Source organism: Pseudomonas sp. 8 R 14, assembly GCF_900005955.1.
In the GTDB taxonomy this organism is placed as follows: domain Bacteria; phylum Pseudomonadota; class Gammaproteobacteria; order Pseudomonadales; family Pseudomonadaceae; genus Aquipseudomonas; species Aquipseudomonas marginalis.
This window is the reverse complement of the sequence record NZ_CVTH01000085.1, coordinates 40,069-59,207: the sequence shown is the minus strand read 5'-3', so window position 1 is coordinate 59,207 and position 19,139 is coordinate 40,069. Positions and strand designations below refer to the sequence as shown.

Sequence of the window (19,139 nt, the reverse complement as noted above, 5' to 3'; positions counted from 1 at the left end):
TATCGTTGACGTTTTTCGCGAGCAAGCTCGCTCCTACAGGAGGCGATGTACGCTTAACTGACTGGCATTAGGGCAAGCCCCCTCCCACATTTTTAATCCGCGTCTAAAAGTCGACCGTGGCAGACAGCAGATAGGTACGCGGGGTCGACAGGGTCAGCCCCGGCTCGCTGTCATCCGACGCGCCGGCCGAACTCCAGTAGCGCTTGTCGGCGACGTTCTCCACATTCGCCCGCAGGGTGATGTGCTTGTCATCGACCTTGAAGGCGTAGCGGGCGCCGACGTCGATGCGGTTCCAGGCGTCGATTTCCTTGACGTTGGACTGGTCCAGGTATTGGGAACTGGAGTGGATGCCCCGGCTGGTCAGGGTCAGGCCTTCGAGGGTCGGGACATCCCACTCGGCACCGAGGTTGACGTTGTACTTGGGCGTGGCCGGCGCGCGGTTGCCGTCCCAGGCGCCATTGGTGGTGTCCTTCAATTTGCTGTCGATGTACATCACGCCGCCGAGCAGGCGCACGCCCTTGAGGGGTTCGCCGAACACGCTCAGCTCCGCACCGGTGTTCTGGCGTTTGCCATTGGGACCGAACAGCCGCGACGTGGCGTTGGTCTCGTAGGCCGGTTGCTTGATGCGGAACACCGCGGCGGTCACGGCGAAGGCGCCAGCGTCGTACTTGGCGCCCACTTCCACCTGGCGGCTGATAAAGGGCGGGAAGATCTGGTCTTCGTTGCGCGACGTAGATGGTGCGATCTTGCCCTGGCTCAACCCTTCCATGTAGTTGGCGTACAGCGACAGTTTGTCGGTGGCTTTGAACAGCAGGCCACCCGAAGGCGAGATCTTTTCTTCGTCGTAGTTGGTCTTGCCTTTGATACCGTCGCTCCAATCGTCCACGATCACGCGCTGCCAGCGCGCACCGAGGGTGAGCAACAGGCGGTCATCGAAGAAACCCAGGGTGTCGGACAAGGCCACGCCACTGAACGTGTTCTCGGTATAAACCTTCGCATCCTGGCGCGTGGCCACCGACGGCGTCGGGGTTTGCACGGGGTTGTAGAGATTGCTCGATGCGTTCGCATAACGCGCACCGCCGTTGGTGAAGTCCATATAGAAGTAGCTGGCGGCCAGGTTGACCTCATGGCTCACCGGCCCGGTGTGGAACCAGTTACGCACGCCGGCCGTGGCGGTGCGGACGTTTTCATCGCGGGTGAAGTCCCGAGGCTGCACGGTGAAATCACCGGCCGCATTGGTCACCGAAACAGCATGGCGCAGGAACTCATGGTTACTTTTACGCGCGCCCACACCGCCGTAGAGCATCACCGAATCGCTGAGGTCATATTCGGCATTCAGCGTACCGAAGGTGTCCTTGGTGCGGGCCTTGCTCCAGGACTGCGCATAGTTGCGGCGCACATCGTTGGCGCTGGGCACCGGCGCGGCAGCCGCGACTTGCACACGCTCCTGCGGCGCATCGGTGTCGCGCTCGGTGCGGCCGATATCGCTGGAAAGGCGCAGACGCTCGCCACGAAAATCCAGGCCCAGCACGGCCATCTCACGGTCGACGCTCTGGTGGTCCCATTCGGTATCGCCGGACTGCTTCACGCCGTTGAAGCGCAGGCCGAATTTGTTGTCTTCGCCGAAACGCCGGCCCACGTCCACCGCACCACCGGCCTGGCTGTCGGAGGCCCAGGTGCCGGTGAACGAGGTGATGTCCTTGTCGGTGGCGCGCTTGGGCACCACGTTGATCCCGCCGCCCACGCTGCCGCGCGGCGAGATGCCGTTGATCAACTGGGTGGGGCCTTTGAAGATGTCGACGCGGTCGGCCATTTCCATGTCGATGGTGTAGGTCGGCAGCACGCCGTACAGGCCGTTGTATGACACATCACTGTTGAACAGGCTGAAACCGCGAATGGTGAACTGCTCGTAACGCCCACCGGCCGGGTTGGTGGCGCGTACCGACGGGTCGCTGGCGATGAGGTCGCCGAGGGTGCGCGCCTGCTGGTTTTTCACCGCGTCCTGGGTGTAGGTGGTCATGCTGAACGGGGTTTCCATGAAGTCCCGGGTGCCCAGCAGGCCTTGCGAGCCACGCCGCGCCACTTGGCCACCGGCGTAGGTGTCGCCGTCGTACAGGCCGGTGGTACCGAGAATCGACGTGGGCGCCAGCTCCAGGCTGCCGCCCTCCGGCACCGGCACCAGCATGTAGGCCTGCTCCCCCATGGGCTGCAATTGCAGGCCGGAGCCTTGCAGCAAGCGGGCAAAGCCCTCTTCCACGCCGTATTCGCCGGATAAACCGCTGCTGCTGCGCCCGCTGACCAGCGCCGGGTCCACCGACAGGTTGACCCCCGACAACCCGGCAAAACGGGTCAACGCCGCACTCAGGCTGCCGGCCGGCACCTGGTAGCTGCGGCGCGCGGCGCTGTCTTCGGCATAGCTGACGGGGACGAACAAGGGGCTGGCGCTGAGGCTCAGCATCAGGCTCAGTTTGAGCAACGGGCGCAAGCGCAAGGGTTGGACTGCGGGCATTGGAAGAAGCTCTCGATTTTGTTCACTTGCCTGGAATGACAGGCGAGGTGAAAAAAGGGGACAGGCTTCGACCAACTTTTTTCAAAATGGCAGGGCAATGGCGGCGCCATGCCCTGCTTTGGCTACCATACCGCGATATGGGAATCCGCACGCGGTTCGGTGCCGCCGCACAGCACGCCGCTGACCGGGTCGCGCAGGATGATCTGCCCACGGCCGTAGTCGGTGAGGTCGCTGGCGATCTGCACCTGGTGACCACGCCGGGCCAGGGCATTGGCCAGGTCGCGGGAGGCGCCCTGCTCGATGCCGACCTTCATGTCGCCCAGCCATTGCCAGCGCGGCGCATCCAGTGCGGCCTGGGGGTTGAGGCCGAAGTCCACCAGGTTCATCACCATCTGTACGTGACCCTGGGGCTGCATATAGCCGCCCATCACGCCGAACGGGCCAAGGGCCTGGCCGTCCTTGGTGAGGAAACCGGGGATGATGGTGTGGAAGGTCTTCTTGCCTGCTGCCAGGCAGTTGGCGTGGGCCGGGTCGAGGCTGAATTCCTGCCCACGGTTCTGCAACGCAATGCCGCTGTCGGGCAACACCACGCCGGAGCCGAAGCCGTGGTAGTTGCTCTGGATGAACGAGACCATATTGCCTTCAGCGTCCGCCGTGGCCAGGTACACCGTGCCGCTGGCGTGCGGGTCACCGGGCTTGGGCGCCTGTGCCTGTTCGCCGATCTGGCTGCGACGGCGCGCGCTGTAGTCGTCGCTGAGCAGGTCGGCCACTGCCACGCGCATGTGCAGCGGGTCGGTGATGTAGTGCAGGCCGTCGCTGTAGGCGAGCTTCATGGCCTCGAGCTGGCGGTGCCAGGTCTGTTGGCTGTCGCGGTGATCGAAGGTGAAGCCTTCGAGGATATTCAGCGCCATCAGCGCCACCAGGCCCTGGCCGCTGGGGGGGATTTCCCAGACGTCGACACCGCGATAATTGATGTGGATCGGGTCCACCCACTGTGCGCGGTAGTCCTTGAGATCACTGGCGCGCAGGTATCCCCCGGTGGCCCGTGAGTGGGCGTCCAGGCGTGCGGCCAGGTCACCGCGATACAGGCTTTCGCAACGGCTGGCGGCCAGTTCTTCCAGGGTGCGCGCCTGGGCCGGGTTGCGGAAGATCTCGCCCGCTTGGGGTGCGCGCCCATCGATGAGGAACGTGTCGAACCAGGCTTGCAGCACTTCATCGCGGTGCGGGCTGAATTCGTTCAAGGAGATCTGCCATTGGTGGGCAACCACCGGTGACAGCGGGAAACCCTCGCGGGCCAGGCGGATGGCCGGTTGCAGCAGCTCGTCAAACGCCAGCTTGCCGAAGCGTTGCGACAGCTCCGCCCAGGCCGATGGGCAGCCGGGCACGGTCACCGGGGTCCAGCCGTACAGCGGCATCCGATCGTGCCCGGCAGCCTTGACCGCCTCGACACTCAAGGCGCCCGGCGCGTGGCCATTGCCGTTCAGGCCATGCAACTGGCCCTTGCACCACACCAGGGCAAACGCATCGCCGCCCAGGCCGCAGCCGGTGGGCTCCACCACCGTGAGCGCGGCCGCCGTGGCGATGGCCGCGTCGATGGCGTTGCCGCCCTTTTGCATGATCTCGATACCGGCCTGGGCGGCCAGGGGCTGGGACGCGGCGACCATGCCACGACGGGCAAATACGCTCTGGCGCTGCGACGGATAGGGGTACTCGTGGGCAGAAAATTTCAACATGGCAAAGGCTCTTCAAAAAAAGTCATAACACACGGCTGAGAAACGCCCGGGTACGGGGATGGCTGGGGTGGCTGAAGATCTGTTCCGGCGGCCCTTGTTCGATGAGTTCGCCCTGATCGAGTACCACCACGCGGTCCGCCACTTCCCGGGCAAAGCCCATTTCATGGGTGACCACCACCATGGTCATGCCCTCCTCGGCCAGCTCTTTCATCACCTGCAGCACTTCGCCGACGGTTTCCGGGTCGAGGGCGCTGGTGGGTTCGTCGAACAGCATGGCCTGGGGTTTCATCGCCAGGGCGCGGGCGATGGCGACCCGTTGCTGCTGGCCGCCGGAGAGCATCGACGGGTAATGGCTGGCCTTGTCCGCCAGGCCGACCCGCGCCAGCAGGCCACGGGCCTGTTCCAGCGCTTCGGCACGTGGTGTGCCGAGGACCTGGATCGGCGCTTCAATGATGTTTTCCAGCGCCGTCATATGGGGGAACAGGTTGAAGCGCTGGAACACCATGCCAATGTCGCGGCGCTGGCGGGCGATGTTGCGCTCCGAATCGCGCACCAGGCTGCCGTCGCTGCGCTCGCGATAGCCCATGGCGCGGCCGTTGACGCGGATGCGCCCGCCCTGGATGTCTTCCAGCAGGTTGATGCAGCGGATAAAGGTGGTCTTGCCCGAGCCCGAGGCGCCGATCAGCACCACCACTTCGCCGCGCCGTACTTGCAGCGAGATACCCTTGAGGATCTGCAACTCGCCGAACGACTTCTGAATATCCAGTGCCTCAATGATCAGCTCTTCACTTTGGTGCGCCATGGTTATCGTCCCCTCAGCAGTTTCAGGGTGCTGCGCCCGAACATGCGGCTGGCTGCCGGTGGTGGCGCGGAAGGCCGGTCGGACTGGCTGAAACGGGCTTCGAGCCAGCGCTGGAAAAAGCCCCAGAGCGTGGTCAGCGTCAGGAAATACAGGGCGACCACCAGGTACAGCTCAAACACGCGGAAGGTCGCCGAGGTGATCATCTGGGTGCTGAGCAGCAGCTCCTGCACACCGATCACGCTGACCAGGGTGGTGTTCTTGAGCATCACGTTGAACTCATTGCCCAGCGGCGGCACGATCACCCGGAACGCCTGGGGCAGCACGATGCGCCGCATCAACTTGGCGAAGCCCATGCCCAGGGAGCGCCCGGCTTCATATTGGCCCTTGTCCACCGCGCCGATGCCGGCACGGATGATCTCGGCCATATAGGCACCTTCGTTGAGGCCCAGGGCAATGATCGCCGCCTGGATATTGCCGGGGACGATCAGGCCGAACAGTTCAATATCTTCGAAGCGGAAAATCCCGCCCGCCGCCAGTGCCGTGTACAGAAACACGATCTGTACCAGCAGCGGCGTGCCGCGCATCAGCCACACGTAAAAACGCACCGGCAGATGCAACAGCGGGTTCTTCGACAAGCGCAACAACGCCGCCGCCAGCCCCAGCGCGCAGCCCAACAGCATCGCCAGCACACTGATCAGGCACGTCAGCCACAGCCCCGTGAGGTAGACCCCGCTGGGCTGCAGCAGGTACTGCCAGAACACATCCCAATTGAAATTCATCGCAGGTACGCCTCAGTCGAGTGTGTCGCTGCTGACATGCCATTTGTCCAGCAACTGCACATAGCTGCCATCGCTGCGCATATCGCTGATCACCTGTTGCACGGCGGCGGTCAGTTGCGGGTCGTCCTTGCGTATGCCCAGGCCGGTGAGGATGCGGCTGAACGCCGGCACGCCTTCCTGGAACAGGTCCGGGGCCATTGCTGCGTAGTAACCGGCGGTTTCCACGGTGGTGCCGTAGGCGTCGACCTGGCTGATACGCAGGGCCTGGAAGGCATCGGTGTCGGTGTTGTAGACCACCAGTTTCATCGGGGGCTTGCCGGCCTTGGCGAGGCTTTCATTGTGGGCATCGAGCAGGGTCTTGATGGTGGAGCCGTTGAGCACCGCGACCTTGTGCGCGGACAGGTCATCCAGCGCCTTGATGCCCTTGGGGTTGCCCTTGGGCACCACCACCGACTGGCTGGAATACATGTAGTTGACGATGTCGATCACCTGGCGCCGCTCGGGTTTGTCGAACAACTGGTCGACGATCATGTCGCACTGCTGGGCGAGCAACGCCGGCACCAGCCCAGAGAACGGAATCACCCGCCATTGCACTTGCTTGTCGCCCAGGCGCCTGGCGATTTCCAGGCCCAGGTCAACGGTGAGCCCGCGCGGTTTCTGGGCTTCGTCGAAGGACACCAGGGGCGGGGAATCCATCCCCGAGCAATAGACAAGTTTGTCGACTTTTTGCAGACGATCCGGCACTTGAGGCGCAGCAAAGGCCCCCTGTGCGCAGAGACCGAAGGAGACAGCCACCAGCAAGGCGCGGCATTTATGCATGACCAGACACTCCAGTTCGTTGAATAACGGGGCAGGACTAAAGTCAAAACACAGCGGGTGTTTCTTATTGTTCGGTTTGCAGGAACTGGATCAGTGCCGGCACGGTGCCTTCGATGTGTTCGCGCACCACGGCTTCGGCGCGGGCGGCATCGCCGGCGCGGATCGCATCAAGGATCACTGCGTGTTCCTGGCGGGCGCTGAGGGGTTTTTCGCCGTGCTGCAGCCACAAGCGCATAGGTGCCTCGACCAGCGAGTACAGCGCCGAAATCTGCTTCATCAGGCGCGGGCGGCCGCTGAGGCTGCACAGGTATTCATGGAACGCGCGGTGCCGACTGACCCACGCGGCGCCTTCGTCACGGTAGTCGTCCATCTCATCGAGCATGCGCTCCAGGGCCGCCAGTTGACGCTCGCCGATACGCCCGACGGCAACGCGTACCGCCAGGCCTTCAAGGGCGCTGCGCATCTCAAACACTTCGTGCAGTTCATCAATATCCAAACCGCTGACGACTGCGCCACGGTTGGGCCGCAGGGTCACCAGGCCCTGGGCGTCCAGGCGGCGAAAGGCCTCGCGCACCGGCATGCGGCTCATGCCGATCTCGCTGGCGATGTCTTCGGCGATCAGCCGGTCACCCTTGCGGTAGCGACCGCCGCAAATGGCATCGAGCAGAAAGTTGTAGGCCTCCTCCTCGGCGGTGAGGGGCTGGCGGTCAACGTAAGCGGGAGCGAATTGCATCGGCAGCACCTTTTGAATTTTTGTATCCAATTATCCACGAATACAAAAAAGCAGGATGCGTGCCAACGGCTTGGGACAGGAGCCAAGTGATTGATTCAGATCGGATAGAAGGGAAAAAGCTGGGGCTGGCGTTGAAAAGTCGCGTGGGATTTTGCTACCCAATGGCGCAGAAGACGCCCCATTGGTGGGCGGAAGTAACAAGGCGGACCGTGGGCGAGATGCTTTTTGCTTGAGGCGAATCCAGCCCACCGCTGGCGTTATGGCTCGACCGAATAGATGACGGTTTGCGCGCTGTTTTCGCCGACCGCCCGGCGGGTGAAATAGGTGTCGCCTTCGTCGGTGAGGATCTCGTAGTCGGCCTTGCGGGCCGGACTGGCGTGCTTGATGATTTTCAGCACGCGCTGGAACTTCACGCTTTGCGTGCCGTTCTGGTTGGGCCCGGTGAGCACATTGACGCTTTGAAACCAGCCGGCGTGCCGCTGGTTGCTCACCAGCGCGTGGCTCATCGCCTCGAAACGTTCCAACCGCGTGAAGCCCCATAGGGTCTGTTCTTCGACGGTGGCGCCCGGCGTAGCGGCGCCGGTAAACACAAACAGATTGATCGCCGGGCTGTCTTCGCAAAAAAAGTCGTAAGGGACCAGGCCGTCGACCATTTTCCTGCCGGGCACAAAGCCCTTTTTATGCACCTGAAACATCGCCACCTCCACTCAATCAAGGGTGACAAGTCTAATCAGGCGCGACGTACAGGGCGGTCAAGCCAGTGTAATGTCGTGTAAAGATCGCGCGCTGTGCAGGGTGATCTCCACTGCCAGCCCACCGCCTGGCTCGTTGCGCGCGAGGATGTGGCCGCCGTGCATCTGGACGGCCCTCGCAGCAATGGCCAGCCCCAGGCCAAACCCCACGCTGGCATCGCCCACCCCACGCTCGAACGGCTGGAAAATGCTGCGCAGCCGGTCATTGTCGACGCCCGGCCCTTGGTCGGTGATCTGTACCGTGAGGCGGTTCGCATCGTGGTTGACCTGCGCCGACACGCACACGGTGGTGTCCGGCCGGGTGTAGCGCACGGCATTGCGAATCACGTTCTCGAAGCAGCGGTACAACAACTCACCGCTGACGCAGGCGATAAACGGCGGGCACACCTGCAGGTGCACGCGACAGCCTTTGATGCCGGCCTCAAACTGCGCATCTTCAACGATCATCGCCAGCAATTCGACAATATCCACGGGCTCGCGCTCGATACTTTCCGGACGGCCTTGCAGGCGCGCCAGGGTCAGCAACGCCTCGATCAGGGTGTCCATGCGCTCGGATTCGCGCTCGATGCGTTCGAGCATTTCCAGGCGGGCGGCGTCCTGGCGCAACAGGCCGATGGCCGCCTGCATGCGCGTCAGCGGGGAGCGCAGTTCATGGGAGATGTCGTGCAGCAGCTGTTGCTGGGCCTCCACCAGCACCTTCAACTGGTTGGCCATGCGGTCGCAGTCTTCCGCCAGGTCGACGATCTCGTCGCGACGCTTGCCCATGGCCGGCTTGACCCGGGTTTCGAAGCGTCCCTGGGCCGCGTCGCTCATGGCGCGCTTCAGGTACGCCAGGGGCCAGGCCAGGTAATAGGCCATGTAGCCGCTGAACAGCGCACTCATCAACGTGCCGATGATCAGCGGAATCTGGTGCCAGGGCCGGCCCGGCGGGTTACCGGGCGCGTGGGTCGACCTGATCGACAGCGTCAGGCCTTCCTTGCTGACGACCGCTCGCTCATAGACCGGCTGCGTCACCGGCCCACCTACCAGCAATTGACCGGCACTGTTGTAGACGCCGATGGCCTCATCCGCCGGGCGCTCCCACACCGCCAGGAGCTGGCCGCCCGCCTCGACACCGAACGTTTGCAGCAGCTTGTCTTCGGCCGCCAGCATGGCTTCCACATGCGGGTCATTCGGCTGGAAACGGCCCAGTTCAAGCACGCCGACGCCCACCAGGAAGGTCAAGGTGGTCGCCAACCAGAAGGCCAGGAACAGTTTCCAGAACAGCAGGCTGGGCTTGGTCATTCGGCAATCAACAAATAGCCGAGGCCGCGCACGCTCTGGATCCAGGCCTTGGCGTCCGGGCGCGGCCCGAGTTTTTGCCGGATGCTGCTGATATGCACGTCGATGCGCCGGTCGTAGCGGGTCAGCGGGCAACCGAGGGCATTGAGTGACAGATCCTTTTTACTCACTACCTGGCCGGCACTGCGGGCCAGCTCTTCCAGCAGGCTGAACTCGGTGCTGGTCACGCCCAGCTCGAGGCCGTTCCACAGGGCCTGGCGCCTACCGGGCCACAACACCAGCGCGCCGGTCGTGATCACTTCGGTGGTCGGCTGGCCCACCGGCTGCACCCTGCGCATGATGGCGCGCAGGCGCGCGACCAGTTCGCCGGGGGAGCTGGGCTTGGGCACGTAATCATCGGCGCCGAGTTCCAGGCCGGTGATGCGGTCGATGTTGTCGCCACGGGCGGTGAGCAGCACTACGGGTACCTGGCTGACGACGCGGATGCGCCGGAGTACCTCGATGCCCGAGCGCTGGGGCAGCATGACGTCCAGCACCACAATGCTGTAGCGCCCCGACAGCGCCTCCTCCTCGCCCTCCTCCCCCGTGTGCACGGCCGTGGCCTCAAAGCCTTCGCGCGCGAGGTATTGGCTCAGCATGTCAGTCAGTTCCTGGTCGTCGTCGACCAACAGTACGCGGATCATCTCGGGCTCGTCAGTGGGGGGTTGCGCATTATCGACCCGGCATTGGCATCCCAGACCAAACTTTACCTAACTTGACATTCGGTTAACCGCACCAAACGCCCCTCGCTCGTATGCTGGATGTTCACCAGTCCGGCCGCGCGGCGAGTTGTCCATGCGTGCCGGCGCTGCTTGTCGATGTGTTCTGGAAAAGATCTTGATGAATTTTTCGCGCCTGCTCTGCTCGGTTGCGCTGCTGCTCAATACCTCACTGGCACTCGCCCAAGGCTTCAAAATCTCGGATATTCGAATCAACGGCCTGCAACGGGTCTCTGCGGGCAGCGTGTTCGGGGCATTACCCCTGAACGTCGGCGACGAAGCGGATGACCGGCGCCTGGTGGACTCGACCCGCGCGCTGTTCAAGACCGGTTACTTCCAGGACATCCAACTGAGCCGCGAAGGCGATGTGTTGATCATCAATGTAGTCGAGCGTCCTTCGGTTGCCAGTATCGAATTCGAGGGCAACAAGGCGATTGCCACCGATGACCTGATGAAAGGCATGAAGCAATCGGGCCTTGCCGAGGGCGAGATTTTCCAGCGCGCCACCCTGGAAGGGATACGCAACGAGTTGCAGCGCCAGTACGTTGCCCAGGGCCGGTACTCGGCGTCGGTCGACGCGCAGGTGGTGGCTCAGCCGCGTAACCGCGTGGGCTTGAAAATCAAGATCGACGAAGGTGAAGTGGCGTCGATCCAGCACATCAACGTGGTGGGCAACACGGTGTTCGCCGACGACGCCCTGATCGACCAGTTCACCCTCAAGACCAGCAACTGGCTGTCGTTTTTCAAGAACGACGACAAATACGCACGGGAGAAGCTGTCGGGCGACCTTGAACGCTTGCGCTCCTATTACCTGGACCGTGGCTATATCAACATGGATATCACCTCGACCCAGGTCTCGATGACCCCGGACAAAAAGCACGTCTACATCACCGTGAACATCCACGAAGGCCAGAAATACACGGTACGCGAGGTGAAGCTCAGTGGTGAGCTGAAAGTCCCGCAGGACCAGGTCCAGTCCTTGCTGCTGGTGCAGAAGGGCCAGGTGTTCTCACGCAAACTGATGACCACCACCTCGGAGCTGATTACCCGTCGCCTGGGCAACGAAGGCTACACGTTCGCCAACGTCAACGGCGTGCCGCAGGCCCACGATGAAGACCACACGGTTGACGTCACGTTCTCCGTCGACCCCGGTAAGCGGGCCTACGTCAACCGTATCAACTTCCGTGGCAATACCAAGACCGACGACAAGGTGCTGCGGCGGGAAATGCGCCAGATGGAAGGTGGCTGGGCGTCAACCTATCTGATCGACCAGTCCAAGGTGCGCCTGGAGCGCCTGGGGTTCTTCAAAGAGGTGAACGTCGAGACGCCTGCGGTGGCCGGCCTCGACGACCAACTGGATGTGAACTACGCCGTGGAAGAACAAGCGTCCGGTTCGATTACCGCCAGCGTCGGCTTTGCCCAGAGTTCGGGGCTGATCCTCGGCGGCTCGATCACCCAGAACAACTTCCTCGGCACCGGCAACTACGCCAGCCTGGGGCTGACCCGCTCGTCCTACCAGAGCAAGTACAACATCGGTTTCACCGATCCCTACTTCACCACCGACGGGGTGAGCCTGGGTTACAACGCGTTCTACAGCAAGACCGACTACAATAAGTACTACGATGACGGGGTGTCCTATTACGCCATCAATAGTTTTGGCCTGGGCGCCACCCTCGGTTACCCGATCAATGAAACCTCGCGTTTGAGCTTTGGCCTGACGGCGCAACACGACAGTATCGAACCGGGCACCTACAGCGCCGACGAGATCTACGACTTTATCGAGCGCGAAGGCAAGGAATTCACCAACTTCAAGGCCAACCTTGGCTGGTCGGAATCGACCTTGAACAAAGGCGTGCTGGCGACTCGCGGGCATTCGCAAAACCTCAACCTGATGGTGACGGTGCCCGGCAGCGACCTGAGTTTCTACAAAATCGACTACACGGGGCAGACGTTCCTGCCTGTCAGCAACAACACGTCACTGCGCTTTCACACCAAGCTCGGCTACGGCAGCGGCTACGGCTCCACGGACGGGCTGCCCTTCTATGAAACCTACACCGCCGGCGGCGAAGGCACGGTGCGCGGCTTTGAAAGCGGCACCCTCGGCCCGCGCAACACCCCGGCAACCGGTGCCTACGCCAGTGCCGGGCAGGCGTACTACTCGGACCGGGACACCGAATCGCTGGGCGGCAATATCCTGATAACAGGCGGCGCGGAGTACTTATTCCCGGTGCCGTTCATCAAAGACAACAAATCCGTGCGAACCTCGTTGTTCTGGGACGTGGGCACGGTGTATTCGGACAAGTGCTACCTCAGTACCACCCAAGGCTGCGGCAGCGTGGACCTGGGCCAGATGGCCAGTTCGGTGGGGGTTGGGGTGACGTGGTACAGCCCGCTGGGGCCGCTGAGTGTGAATTTGGCATACCCGATCCGCACGCCGGAGAACGCGGACAAGCAGGTGTTTCAGTTCTCCATGGGGCAGACGTTTTAAAGGGTGTGGCGTGTTGATGCGTTTCCCCCTTCTGGGAAAGGCCCTACACAAATACCGGACGTCTGGCGAAGCCGCGTTTATGTATTGTTTTTTATAAGGGAACTCTGCTGTCAAGCCTTGGTCGGCTGATGTGTGGATTTTCCTTTCACTACGCGGATAGATCGGATGAAACAGATGCCCTTCGTCGAGGCCAAGCCTGTTGCCGACAAAAAGCTGGCTTTGTTTGCACCCGTGTCAGCGCCATGGCGTTCAAGCGCAAGCCCGCTGCACCTGCACGATTTTGCTGCCTGTCGGAATGTCGAATCAGGCGCGGTTTTTATTATCGCTTCCGGCCTGTCAGCCAAATCATTCCCCCTCGAAAAGTTTGCGCACGTGCCCATGATCACCATGAATGGCGCGATTTCGATGTTTATGAATACCGACATCAAACCGAGTTTTTACGCTTGCACGGACAGAAGTTTTTCCAAACAGCAGCCGGATTTATTCAATTACGCCATGGCTGTCAGCCAAAGGGTCGCGCTATGGGAAGACCACGCGCAATCCTCCCATGCTCGTCCAACCGGGCAGCTCTACCCGCTGGCCAAGGCTCCAAAACCGTCGTGGATCGATGTGGCGCTCGGAAGATCAAAAGAGCTGGTTACTGATCACTCCTTGATCGCCTTTCGGAAACGGTCCATCGGGTTCAGCAAGGACATGAGCCAGGGCTTTTTTGATGCCCGAACCGTGGCCTACCTGGCCATCCAGCTGGCATTCCACGTCGGGTTCTCCAAGGTTTTCCTGGTGGGCGTCGACCTGGACGAAAAGTCGGGGAGGTTTTACGAAACGAAAAACTCCACAAACTCCCCCTGCGGGCTCGACCAACACTATTACACCCGCATACTGCCGTCGTTCGAGTTGATGTCCAAAAAGGTCATGGGGGATGACTTCATGGTTTACAACTTATCCGATATTTCGAAGATCCCGGACAGCGTCATTGCGCGTGTAACCGTTGCAGAAGTGGAAGCGATGCTCCAAAAATCATGAAGCAAGAAGGGTTGACGCGAGCCCTTAGCGACTGCTGCCCTTTCACATACCTTTCACAGTCGAGCGTCTAGGGTTAACCCAGCTCCTGATGAACATCCCTTTAAGCCCGCACTCCCCATCGCGGGCTTTTCTTTGCCTGGGATTTAACCGTGTGAAACCAGGTCAGTGCCGGGCTTCTTGCATCTGCCTGCCGCTGCAACCTGGCCCCTATCAGGGCTTCTACGCCAAGGACAGCGAGCTCCGTGTCCGCCCCGTCCGCAGATTCTTTATTTAATCCTTCATCCATTCGTTCTTGATCCGGCACACCAAGGCGCACAGCGCCTTTTTTGTTGCCTTCGAAAAGAGGAAGCATCATGTCCGCAGTTGAGAAAGCAGCACCAGCAGTCACCACCCCGGCTATCGGCCAGGCCTACGGCGGCGGCTTCGTCACCGGCATCATCCGCGACCCGATGACCGGCAAGCGCTCTCTGCACATCACCGCCGGCGCGGCGCATGAGCTGGTCGGCAAGTGGGCCGAGTACGGCGAGAAGATCGAAGGCGCCGACAGTTTTACCGAAAGCCTGGCGAACACCCAGGCCATGGCGGCGGCAGGCAGTGAGCTGGCAGCGAACGTGCTGGCGCTGACTATCGGCGGACATGCCGACTGGGCTATCCCGGCGCGCGATGTCCAGGAGCTGCAATACCGCCACTTCAAGCCGACCACCGAAGAGAACTGGGAGAACTCGCGCAATGGTGACAACCCGCACAGCGAACCGGTAGGCCAGATGTATAGCGCCGAAGACCCGCTGCAAACCGTACACACCGCCTTCCAAGAAGGTGGCGCTGAAGCCTTCCGTGATACCTGGTACTGGAGCAGCTCGCAGCGCTCAGCCAACAACGCATTCTACATGTACTTCGGTGATGGCAATCAGAGCTACGTCGTCAAGTACTTCGAGCTCCGTGTCCGCCCCGTCCGCAGTGAATTTATCGATTAATTCGCTTATTTAATCCGGCCGCGTGCGGCCGGTTGCTTTGCTTATGGAGCTGTACCGCAATGGGAATGCACACCGATCTGTCGATCTACCGGTCGGCCATGGGCCTCTTACACATGGCAACCATCCTGACTCGCAATATCCCGCGAGACCTCAAGCAATCGCTGGGAAAGCGAGTGATCGACGAATGCATTGAGGTCGTGATGCTGATCGCCCGTGCAAACGCAACCCAGGACAAACGCCCGCACCTGACCCTGTTGGTCGAGAGGGTTCAAGTGGTCGAATTCCTGATGCGCCTATTCAAGGACAGCCGATTTATCAGTGTCGAACAGCATGCCAAGGCGATCGAGGTAACAGCCTCCGTCGGCAAGCAGGCCAACGCCTGGAAACGCTCTACCCCAACCGCGCCCGCTACCTGAAGGTTACGGCTTTCTGGTCTGTGCGAATTGAATCTGGTCGTGCCGCTGACCTGATAGGTCACCGCCATGCGCATCAGAGATACCGACGGTCTAAAGCGTCCGCGCAGGTCTCGCGCAGTTTCCTTGCTGATCGGCTTTGCCTTCGGCTCGGTGACGCAGATAGCACGATAGGTCGCAGCGCTCAGCCAACAACGCATTCAACATGAACTTCGATGATGGCAATCAGAACAACAACGACAAGAACAACGAGCTCCGTGTCCGCCCCGTCCGCAGATTCGACTTTGGGTCCCTACCCGTTTCAGGATCTGGTTCAGGCCTATTACGACTGCCGACGCACCAAGCGCAACAGCGACAGCGCGCTGGCCTTCGAGATCGACCTGGAGCGCAACCTGATCCAGCTGCACAACGACCTGGTCACCGGCAACTACCGGCCAGGCCGATCTATATGCTTCGTGGTTACCCGACCGAAAGCCCGCGAGGTGTGGGCGGCAGCCTTTCGGGACCGCGTCGTCCACCACCTGCTGTACAACCATGTGGCACCGCGCTTCTACGCCAGCTTCATAGCGGACAGTTGCGCATGCATTCCAGGGCGCGGCACGCTGTACGCCGCCACCCGGCTTGAGTCGAAGATACGGAGCGCCAGCGAGAATTGGTCAAAGCCACTTTTCTACCTCAAGTGCGACCTGGCCAACTTCTTCGTCGCCATCGACAAGGCGGTGCTGCGCAAGCAATTGGAGGCCAGGATCACCGAGCCCTGGTGGTTGGCCCTGGCTACGCAGATCCTCATGCACGACCCGCGTGAGGATTACGAGACCCGCAGCCCGGCGCACCTATTCAACCGGGTGCCGCAGCACAAGCGCCTGGTTGCACAGCCTGCACGCCTTGGCTTGCCGATCGGCAACCTGTCGTCGCAGTTCTTCGCCAACATCTACCTCGACGCACTGGACCAGTTCGCCAAGCACACGCTACTCGCCAAGCACTACATCCGGTATGTCGATGACTTCGTGTTCCTGCATGAGTCGCCGCAACAGCTCAACCAATGGCTGGCCCAGGTCGAAGCGTTCCTGCCCAGGCTCGGCGCCAAGCTCAACCCGACCAAAACGATCCTTCAACCGGTAGACCGCGGCGTCGACTTCGTTGGTCACGTCATCAAGCCCTGGCGACGAACCACCCGCAAGCGATCCTTGGCCCAGGCACTGAAGCGCACCGCCGCGGCGCCGGCCAAGGATCTGCGCGAGACAGCCAACAGCTACTTCGGCCTTCTCAGCCAGGCAAGCCACAGCCACGCAGACCGGGCAGCCCTTGCACGAGTCGTGCTGAAGCGCGGCAACAGCGTCAACGCCGCGCTAACCAAGACCTACCAGAAGAAGTAACCCCAACCCATATCAACGAATCACGCCAGCCGCCTTCGCCCTAACGCTTTTTGTTCGTATCGGGAATAAAGCTACCCAAGAAAAATACAGTCGCAGGCCCTATGAGCCAAGCGGCGGTCATTCCGGGACTGACTATTGGTACGACGATGGCTGTTGCAAACAGGCCTACCCCTGTCCATAGCCTCTTACGCGGCGTGAACCACTCGCGGAACGCTTCAAGCTTTTTACCGGGCATTACCACCTCCTTGTTTGATAAGCAGCAAAGCATATCACCCACTTAAACGAATCACGCCAGCCGGCGAGGATCCTCTATGAATACGTATCGACACACGTTCGCCGCGGTATGCCCGTCTGACGGCGAAACCATTGTTTATCGCCTTGAGTTGAAATCCTTGTCGATGATCCATGTCGAGCATATCCGGGCGGCCACAGCGCTGATTAAAAAAGGCTGGCATGAACAGATCGCCGATCGTCTTGCGGAATCCCTGGGCGGCGACCAAACCATCATTGCTACCCACCAGGGCGTCGAGATCGAAACAGTGAGGCTTAGCGGATGATCCATTACCACGGCACGCCTGTCGGCGGTAAGCGAGAGGATGCAGCAAAGTTCCTGGCCGGCCGGCACGCGCTGGTGCCGTTCCCGCGCAAGGACGATCTTGGGATCGTCGCCGATGTGTGCAAATCGTTTGTTTTCGATAACGGCGCGTTCACGGTATGGAAAAAGGGTGGGCAGGTTGATGTCGAGGGCTACACGCGATGGGTAGAAGACTGGCATCGACACCCCGGTTTCACTTGGGCACTCATTCCGGACGTCATCGACGGCGACGAAGAGGCCAACGACGACCTTGTTCGGCAGTGGCCAGAGGAGCTTCGCGGCGTACCTGTCTGGCACTTGCACGAATCGACTGAGCGCCTGCAGCGGTTAGCGAGGTGTTGGCGAACGGTTGAAGATTGAGGCCGCGCTCAATCGTGAGTCGGCGCCGGCAGCAGTGGCGGAATTTGCAGGACTCAAAGTGGTGCCTGACCCATCCCTACCACCTGGGCAGATCCGAATGTGCAACTGCAACCAAGGCCGCCTGCCCTGCACCTGTAAGACCAGCGCCTACGACGGCTTCGACAACGGCGTCGACTGAACACCAAATCCCGATAGGAGTACATCCGTACTCCATCCCGAAATTACCCAATCAATCCACCCGGCAACGGCGTGGCGAGGCATTCCCATGTCCAGAACAAACGCGGCACAGGCCGCAGCACCCGCGCCGCGCTTCATCCGGGCGTCGGCTGCACCCGCCTACCTCGGCATGTGCCGGGAAGAATTCAAGAACACCGTCCGGCCCCACGTCCGCGAATTCCCCATTGGAAAACAGGGCGTTGCCTTCGACCGTCATGAGCTGGACCAGTGGGCAGACGCCTACATCGAACGCATGGCAATTGAAAAGCAGACCGATCAGGACAACAATCCGCCCCGCAGTGGGCGCCAAGGAGAAAAACAATGGCGCGAAAAACAATGTCGGGCCTCTACCAGAGGAACGGGATTTGGCACATCGACAAAGTCGTCAGAGGTAGCCGACTTCAAGAAAGCACTGGAGCAAGCGAGAGGGAAGAAGCCGAGCAGTATTTGATTCATCGGCTGGAAAAGTTGCGGCAGGAAAAGATTTACGGCGTGCGCCAGGTGCGAACCTGGCGCGAGGCTGCCACCCGGTTCCTGGTCGAGTTCAAAGACCAGGCATCAATCGGCCTTTCTGCTTCCCACATCGAACAGCTCGACCCATACATCGGCGATCTGCCGATAACGCACATCGATGATGGGAGCCTGGCTACGTTCATTCGTGACCGGCAGCGGCCGAGCAAGACCGACAAAGGAAAGGTCAAGCCAGGCGTATCGAACAGGACGGTCAATATCGCCCTACAGCGAGTCGTCAGGATCTTGAACCTGTGCCACCGCAAGTGGCGCGATGCTGAAAAGCGGCCGTGGCTGGAGAGCGTGCCGATGATATCGATGCTTGAGGAAAAGAGGTCAGCCCGGAAACCCTACCAGATGTCCTGGGAAGAGCAGGCAATACTGTTTCCCGAGCTACCCGACCACTTGTTGAGGATGGCCCTTTACAAGGTAAACACCGGGTGCCGGGAGCAGGAAGTTTGCAAATTGCGGTGGGATTGGGAGATACGGGTGCCGGAACTGAACACCAGCGTGTTTCTGATACCTGCCGGATTCGGCGGGCGAAGTGACAAAGCAGGGGTGAAAAACGGCGATGAACGCTTGGTGATCCTGAACAGGGTGGCCATGAACATCATCGATAAGCAGCGAGGCCTGCATAAAGACCTGGTGTTCCCATACGGGCAACCGGATCAGTTCGGGCCAACGCCGATTGAACGGATGAACGATACGGCCTGGAGGAAAGCCAGGAAGCGTGCGGCGGACAAGTGGGAGAAAGCCCACCAGTCGCCGGCGCATCCCGGATTCAGGTCATTCAGGGTTCACGACTTGAAGCACACCTTTGGCAGAAGGCTACGTGCAGCAGGCGTGACAGAGGAAGATCGGAAGGCATTGCTTGGACATAGGAACGGCAGCATTACGAGCCACTATTCTACAGCGGAATTGCAGTACCTGATTGAGGCTGCAAACAAAGTGTCGGCAACCGACTCTCGCGGGCCAGCGCTGACCATCTTGAGGAGAAAAACGGGATGAGCCCCCGCAA

At 61.0% G+C, this 19,139-nt stretch carries 18 protein-coding genes; 9 read left to right on the top strand and 9 right to left on the bottom strand.

Annotated features, from left to right (window positions below; translation table 11 throughout):
- Positions 1–103: 103 nt before the first annotated feature.
- The 9 genes from BFQ01_RS24785 to BFQ01_RS24745 form a co-directional block, all read right to left on the bottom strand.
- Positions 104–2,509, bottom strand: a complete 2,406-nt coding sequence (locus tag BFQ01_RS24785; protein ID WP_065927278.1) for a TonB-dependent receptor — start codon at positions 2,507–2,509, stop codon at positions 104–106.
- Positions 2,510–2,631: 122 nt separating this feature from the next.
- Positions 2,632–4,242, bottom strand: coding sequence for a gamma-glutamyltransferase family protein (locus BFQ01_RS24780; RefSeq protein WP_065927277.1), 1,611 nt, complete (start codon positions 4,240–4,242; stop codon positions 2,632–2,634).
- 22 nt (positions 4,243–4,264) lie between these two features.
- The gene (locus BFQ01_RS24775) at positions 4,265–5,044 is read right to left on the bottom strand and encodes an amino acid ABC transporter ATP-binding protein (protein ID WP_053129053.1); all 780 of its coding nucleotides are present in this window, start codon (positions 5,042–5,044) and stop codon (positions 4,265–4,267) included.
- Between the two features lie 2 nt (positions 5,045–5,046).
- The gene (locus BFQ01_RS24770; RefSeq protein WP_027607402.1) at positions 5,047–5,823 is read right to left on the bottom strand and encodes an amino acid ABC transporter permease; all 777 of its coding nucleotides are present in this window, start codon (positions 5,821–5,823) and stop codon (positions 5,047–5,049) included.
- 12 nt (positions 5,824–5,835) lie between these two features.
- Positions 5,836–6,642, bottom strand: a complete 807-nt coding sequence (locus BFQ01_RS24765) for an ABC transporter substrate-binding protein (protein ID WP_027607401.1) — start codon at positions 6,640–6,642, stop codon at positions 5,836–5,838.
- Between the two features lie 64 nt (positions 6,643–6,706).
- Entirely contained in the window at positions 6,707–7,375 is a 669-nt protein-coding gene (locus BFQ01_RS24760) for a GntR family transcriptional regulator (RefSeq protein WP_065927276.1), read from the bottom strand.
- A 257-nt stretch (positions 7,376–7,632) separates the two neighbouring features.
- Positions 7,633–8,070 carry a hypothetical protein gene (locus tag BFQ01_RS24755; protein WP_065927275.1) on the bottom strand — a complete coding sequence of 146 codons (438 nt, stop codon included), beginning with the start codon at positions 8,068–8,070 and terminating at the stop codon, positions 7,633–7,635.
- Between the two features lie 57 nt (positions 8,071–8,127).
- Entirely contained in the window at positions 8,128–9,411 is a 1,284-nt protein-coding gene (locus BFQ01_RS24750) for a HAMP domain-containing sensor histidine kinase (RefSeq protein WP_065927274.1), read from the bottom strand.
- Entirely contained in the window at positions 9,408–10,091 is a 684-nt protein-coding gene (locus tag BFQ01_RS24745; protein WP_065927273.1) for a response regulator transcription factor, read from the bottom strand. The genes BFQ01_RS24750 and BFQ01_RS24745 overlap by 4 nt, the downstream gene beginning before the upstream one ends.
- 196 nt (positions 10,092–10,287) lie before the next feature.
- On the opposite strand from BFQ01_RS24745, the gene bamA reads away from it, so the two are divergent.
- The 9 genes from bamA (at position 10,288) to BFQ01_RS24695 (ending at position 19,129) form a co-directional block, all read left to right on the top strand.
- Complete coding sequence (gene bamA, locus BFQ01_RS24740) at positions 10,288–12,654, top strand: outer membrane protein assembly factor BamA (RefSeq protein WP_065927272.1); 2,367 nt, start codon at positions 10,288–10,290, stop codon at positions 12,652–12,654.
- Positions 12,655–12,819: 165 nt separating this feature from the next.
- On the top strand, positions 12,820–13,677 hold the full coding sequence (locus BFQ01_RS24735) for a lipopolysaccharide biosynthesis protein (protein ID WP_083244930.1): 858 nt from the start codon (positions 12,820–12,822) through the stop codon (positions 13,675–13,677).
- Between the two features lie 353 nt (positions 13,678–14,030).
- Entirely contained in the window at positions 14,031–14,651 is a 621-nt protein-coding gene (locus BFQ01_RS24725; RefSeq protein ID WP_065927270.1) for a DUF1566 domain-containing protein, read from the top strand.
- Between the two features lie 59 nt (positions 14,652–14,710).
- The gene (locus tag BFQ01_RS24720) at positions 14,711–15,067 is read left to right on the top strand and encodes a four helix bundle protein (RefSeq protein ID WP_065927269.1); all 357 of its coding nucleotides are present in this window, start codon (positions 14,711–14,713) and stop codon (positions 15,065–15,067) included.
- A gap of 281 nt (positions 15,068–15,348) precedes the next feature.
- Positions 15,349–16,440: an RNA-directed DNA polymerase gene (locus BFQ01_RS24715; RefSeq protein ID WP_065927268.1), complete on the top strand. Its 1,092-nt coding sequence runs from the start codon at positions 15,349–15,351 to the stop codon at positions 16,438–16,440.
- A 311-nt stretch (positions 16,441–16,751) separates the two neighbouring features.
- Positions 16,752–16,997, top strand: coding sequence for a hypothetical protein (locus BFQ01_RS24705; protein ID WP_065927266.1), 246 nt, complete (start codon positions 16,752–16,754; stop codon positions 16,995–16,997).
- Positions 16,994–17,395, top strand: a complete 402-nt coding sequence (locus BFQ01_RS24700; RefSeq protein ID WP_256097777.1) for a hypothetical protein — start codon at positions 16,994–16,996, stop codon at positions 17,393–17,395. Before BFQ01_RS24705 ends, BFQ01_RS24700 begins: the two co-directional genes overlap by 4 nt.
- Before the next feature lie 265 nt (positions 17,396–17,660).
- Positions 17,661–18,062, top strand: a complete 402-nt coding sequence (locus BFQ01_RS33055) for a hypothetical protein (protein ID WP_256097776.1) — start codon at positions 17,661–17,663, stop codon at positions 18,060–18,062.
- On the top strand, positions 17,948–19,129 hold the full coding sequence (locus tag BFQ01_RS24695) for a tyrosine-type recombinase/integrase (RefSeq protein WP_256097775.1): 1,182 nt from the start codon (positions 17,948–17,950) through the stop codon (positions 19,127–19,129). The genes BFQ01_RS33055 and BFQ01_RS24695 overlap by 115 nt, the downstream gene beginning before the upstream one ends.
- The last annotated feature ends 10 nt before the right edge of the window (positions 19,130–19,139 follow it).

Coding starts and splice junctions, on each gene's coding strand:
- BFQ01_RS24785 (WP_065927278.1), bottom strand. CDS start 2,509: ATGCCCGCAGTCCAACCCTTGCGCTTGCGCCCGTTGCTCAAACTGAGC.
- BFQ01_RS24780 (WP_065927277.1), bottom strand. CDS start 4,242: ATGTTGAAATTTTCTGCCCACGAGTACCCCTATCCGTCGCAGCGCCAG.
- BFQ01_RS24775 (WP_053129053.1), bottom strand. CDS start 5,044: ATGGCGCACCAAAGTGAAGAGCTGATCATTGAGGCACTGGATATTCAG.
- BFQ01_RS24770 (WP_027607402.1), bottom strand. CDS start 5,823: ATGAATTTCAATTGGGATGTGTTCTGGCAGTACCTGCTGCAGCCCAGC.
- BFQ01_RS24765 (WP_027607401.1), bottom strand. CDS start 6,642: ATGCATAAATGCCGCGCCTTGCTGGTGGCTGTCTCCTTCGGTCTCTGC.
- BFQ01_RS24760 (WP_065927276.1), bottom strand. CDS start 7,375: ATGCAATTCGCTCCCGCTTACGTTGACCGCCAGCCCCTCACCGCCGAG.
- BFQ01_RS24755 (WP_065927275.1), bottom strand. CDS start 8,070: ATGTTTCAGGTGCATAAAAAGGGCTTTGTGCCCGGCAGGAAAATGGTC.
- BFQ01_RS24750 (WP_065927274.1), bottom strand. CDS start 9,411: ATGACCAAGCCCAGCCTGCTGTTCTGGAAACTGTTCCTGGCCTTCTGG.
- BFQ01_RS24745 (WP_065927273.1), bottom strand. CDS start 10,091: ATGATCCGCGTACTGTTGGTCGACGACGACCAGGAACTGACTGACATG.
- bamA (WP_065927272.1), top strand. CDS start 10,288: ATGAATTTTTCGCGCCTGCTCTGCTCGGTTGCGCTGCTGCTCAATACC.
- BFQ01_RS24735 (WP_083244930.1), top strand. CDS start 12,820: ATGAAACAGATGCCCTTCGTCGAGGCCAAGCCTGTTGCCGACAAAAAG.
- BFQ01_RS24725 (WP_065927270.1), top strand. CDS start 14,031: ATGTCCGCAGTTGAGAAAGCAGCACCAGCAGTCACCACCCCGGCTATC.
- BFQ01_RS24720 (WP_065927269.1), top strand. CDS start 14,711: ATGGGAATGCACACCGATCTGTCGATCTACCGGTCGGCCATGGGCCTC.
- BFQ01_RS24705 (WP_065927266.1), top strand. CDS start 16,752: ATGAATACGTATCGACACACGTTCGCCGCGGTATGCCCGTCTGACGGC.
- BFQ01_RS24700 (WP_256097777.1), top strand. CDS start 16,994: ATGATCCATTACCACGGCACGCCTGTCGGCGGTAAGCGAGAGGATGCA.
- BFQ01_RS33055 (WP_256097776.1), top strand. CDS start 17,661: ATGTCCAGAACAAACGCGGCACAGGCCGCAGCACCCGCGCCGCGCTTC.
- BFQ01_RS24695 (WP_256097775.1), top strand. CDS start 17,948: ATGTCGGGCCTCTACCAGAGGAACGGGATTTGGCACATCGACAAAGTC.